3 protein-coding genes and 1 pseudogene are annotated in these 3,827 nt (G+C 72.3%); all 4 read right to left on the reverse strand.

Annotated elements, in window-relative coordinates; genetic code table 11:
• A pseudogene (locus H0488_RS22365) lies at positions 1-412 on the reverse strand (hypothetical protein); the annotation flags it as partial.
• Positions 413-1,144: 732 nt separating this feature from the next.
• Positions 1,145-2,302 (reverse strand): PQQ-dependent sugar dehydrogenase, encoded by a 1,158-nt coding sequence (locus H0488_RS22370; RefSeq protein ID WP_183101412.1) that lies wholly within the window; start codon positions 2,300-2,302, stop codon positions 1,145-1,147.
• Between the two features lie 28 nt (positions 2,303-2,330).
• On the reverse strand, positions 2,331-3,260 hold the full coding sequence (locus H0488_RS22375; protein ID WP_183101413.1) for an alpha/beta fold hydrolase: 930 nt from the start codon (positions 3,258-3,260) through the stop codon (positions 2,331-2,333).
• An 82-nt stretch (positions 3,261-3,342) separates the two neighbouring features.
• The gene (locus tag H0488_RS22380; protein WP_183101414.1) at positions 3,343-3,570 is read right to left on the reverse strand and encodes a hypothetical protein; all 228 of its coding nucleotides are present in this window, start codon (positions 3,568-3,570) and stop codon (positions 3,343-3,345) included.
• Positions 3,571-3,827 lie beyond the last annotated feature (257 nt).

The raw sequence follows: 3,827 nt of genomic DNA on the forward strand, positions 1-3,827 counted from the left end.
TGCGGGTGAGGTCGGCGACCCGCAGCGCTTTCCACACCGGGACCTTCCCGGCGTACACGGCGTCGCGGACCCGCGGGAGCCGCCAGCCGCACTCGATGACCTTCCCGACATGGTCGCGGCCACCGTCGAGGGACCGGCCCAGGGTCGCGACCAGCTCGCTCAACCCGAACTCCGACACCAGGGGTGCGCCGGGGCCCGCGATCGGGATCCCCGTATCGACATAGCTGTCGCGGATAGTGGCCGCGCCCTCAAGATCGTCGACCACGCTCGCATCAGCCCAGGCGATGATCGTCTTGAACTGGTCGATCTCGGCGTTGCGCTGGACCAGCACGTGGGAGGCGAGGTCGCGCAGCAGCTCAGCGGTGGACCGGCCATCCGATCCCACCGCCCAACCACTCCGCGTCTGTTTCATAAAGAACATTCAACACGAGGGCGCCGACACAACCCGCACGCCGGGAGCCTGGCTGTGGAGAACCACCGCAGGGGTCTCGTGACGGTCGCTGCGCGACCTCCTCGACCACCGAGGCGAGGTCGCGGCGGCCTCCTCGACCACCAGCGTGAGGGGTCTCGTGACGGTCGCTGCGCGACCTCCTCGACCACCGACGTGGCGGCGACCTCCTCGACCACCCGTCGCCGCTGGTTGAGGTGCGAGCGCAGCGAGCCTCGAAACCAAGGCACCCGCAGGGGTCTCGTGACGGTCGCTGCGCGACCTCCTCGACCACCGACGTGGCGGCGACCTCCTCGACCAACGACGTGAACCGACGTGGCGGCGACCTCCTCGACCACCCGTCGCCGCTGGTTGAGGTGCGAGCGCAGCGAGCCTCGAAACCAAGGCACCCGCAGGGGTCTCGTGACGGTCGCTGCGCGACCTCCTCGACCACCTGCGTGGCGGCGACCTCCTCGACCACCAGCGTGAGGGGTCTCGTGACGGTCGCTGCGCGACCTCCTCGACCAACGAGGGTGAGGGGTCTCGTGACGGTCGCTGCGCGACCTCCTCGACCAGCGACGTGAGGGGTCTCGTGACGGTCGCTGCGCGACCTCCTCGACCACCGGCGTCGGGGGTCTCGTGACGGTCGCTGCGCGACCTCCTCGACCACCGGAGGCGCGGACATCCTCGGCCAGTGCGGGCGGCGTGGCGGAGGGGTCAGGGCTCGACGACGAGGATCCGGTCGTCGTCGGGGGCGGGCTCGCCGCGTCCGTCGAGGTTGCTGGTGGTGAGCCAGAGACGTCCGTCGGGGGCGACGACGACGGTGCGGAGGCGGCCGTACTCGCCCGCGAAGTACGACGTGGGGTCGGTCGCGTCGGCGCCGTCGACGGTGATCCGCCAGAGCCGCTCGCCGCGGAGGGCTGCCATCCAGAGCTCGCCGTCGAGGTAGGCGAGGCCCGAGGGGGAGGCCTGGTCGACCGGCCAGGTGAGGGCGGGGTCGTGGAAGTCGGGCTCGCCGCCCTCGCCCTCGACGACGGGCCAGCCGTAGTCGTCGCCGGCCTCGATCAGGTTGAGCTCGTCGAAGCTGCTGGAGCCGAACTCGCTTGCCCACAGCCGGCCGTCGTCGTCGAACGCCAGCCCCTGCACGTTGCGGTGACCCCACGACCAGACCTCGTCGTCGAACGGGTTGCCGGGAGCGGGGTCGCCCTCGGTGGTGATCCGCAGGATCTTGCCGGCGTACCCCTCGCGCTCCCGGGCGAGCGCGTCCTCGCCGGTCTCGCCGGTGGAGACGTAGAGGAAGCCGTCGGGTCCGAACTCCAGCCGGCCGCCGTCGTGGATGAAGCCGCCGGGGATCCCGGTGAGGACCGGCTCGGTCGGCCCGAGCCCGTCGCCGTCGAGCTCGGCGCGCACCACCCGGTTGTCGTCGGCGGTGCAGACGTAGAAGTAGAGCAGGCGGTCGCGCGCGAAGTCGGGGGAGACGGCGACGCCCAGCAGTCCCGCCTCACCCTGGGGGGCGGTCTCGGGGATCTGGCCGACCGTGACCACTTCGCCCTCGCCGCCGCCGTCGGGGGGCGTGATCACCAGGACCCGCGCGGTGTCGCGCTCGGTCACCACCGCCCGGCCGTCCGGCAGGAAGTCGATGCCCCACGGGACCGCGAGCCCGCTGGCCACGGTGTCGGCCACCCGCGGGGGACCGCCCTGGCCCTCGGTGCCGGTGGTCGGACCCGTCGTCGGGGCGCTGCTGGGCCGGTCGCTGCGCTCGTCGGTGGCGGTGGGCTTGGTCGTGTCGTCGGCCCCGGTGGGTTCGTCCTCGCCGCAGCCCGCGAGCAGCGCCGCGGAGATCACCAGGACGACGGCCGTACGACGGGCGCTCATGGCCCCGAAGATACCGAGCCGCCCCTACTCAAGCGGCTGCGCGAACCCCGACCTTCTCGAGGAACTCGAGGAGCAGCTCGTGCACGCGCTCGGGTTGCTCGAGCTGGATGAAGTGCGAGCCGCGCAGCTCGATGTAGTCGGCGTCGCGCAGCCGGTCGGCGGCCGTCGCCATGTCACGCGCGCCGGCGAGCAGGTCGTGCGTCGCCGCGACGAACCGGGCCGGGTGATCGATGCCGCTCAGGGAGACGCGGGCGTGCTTGGAGGTGCCGAGCGCGAGGTTGGCGTACCACTGCACCGGGGTGCTGATGAACTCCCGGATGCCGACGGCGGCGAGCTCGGGGTCGGCGACGGGGAACATGAAGCCGCTGTGGGAGATGAGCGCGACCGCGCGGGGTCCGATCGGCAGCCGCGTGGAGATCGGGGTGATCGCCCAGCCGGTCAGCTTGGCGACCCGGCACACGTTGATGGTGAGCAGCCGGGCGATCGGGTGCGGGAGCCGGAGCGGCGCGAGCATGGTGCGGAAGGTGTCGCCCGGGACGCCGCAGACGGCGAACAGCCCGGCCACCCGCTCGGGGTTGCGGGTCGCGAGCTCGAACATCGTGTTGACGCCCATGGACCAGCCCATGAGCACCGCCCGGTCGACGCCGAAGTGGTCCATCACGGACAGTCCGTCCTCGACGAAGTGCTCGATCTCGACGTGGCGGTGGTTGCGTGGACGCTCCGAGCCACCGACGCCCCGGTGGTTCCACGAGATGACCCGGACTCCGCAGGAGGGGTCGAGCAGGGCGGGCCAGAGGTAGGCGTTGGTGCCGAGCCCGTTGCAGAGCACGACGGTGGGCCCGTCGATCACTCCGGCAGGGTCGTTGGTCCACGCCCGGACGTGCGTCCCGTCGTCGGACAGGATGTCGTGGAACGACACCAGGTCGGTCTCGGCGGTGTCGGGTGCGGAGGTGGGCATACCGAGATTCTGCCCGAGGGCACCCGCGGGCGGGGTGTGCCCTGCCGCACACAGCGGCGGGCCGTGGGTCCCGGAGCCGGCGTCAGGCGCGGACCGCGACCTCGTGCTCGACGGTGGCCAAGGACGTCGCCTCCTCCGGCTGGGCGCGCCGCTCGGCGAGGTACGCCGCCACCTCCTCGCGCTCGGCACGCCGGTCGGCGCAGGCGGTGAGGGCGATCATGGCGTTGCGGCGGGAGTGCTGCTGGGAGGCGACCGGCCACTCCGCGACGGCCCGGCCGAGCCGGGCGAGGTGAGGCAGGGGGGAGAACATGAGCATCGCTCCGATGGGGGGAGATCGGGGGTTGCGCCCCACCGTAATCCGGTTGGTGTCGCCGGCGCATCACCGTCAGGTGACTTCGCGGTGAATGATTCCTGAGCTCGCCGCTCAGCCGCGGCTCAGCCGCCGATCGGAGCAGGTCGGGGGCGCGGGTCAGGGGCGGCCGACCGGGTCGCCCCGACGCTCGCCGCGACGACACAGGCGATCGCCAGCCACTGCACGACGCTCAGCTCCTCGCCGACGACGAGGAG

The sequence above is a fragment of the Nocardioides pelophilus genome (assembly GCF_014180685.1).
GTDB classification, from domain to species: Bacteria; Actinomycetota; Actinomycetes; order Propionibacteriales; family Nocardioidaceae; genus Nocardioides; species Nocardioides pelophilus.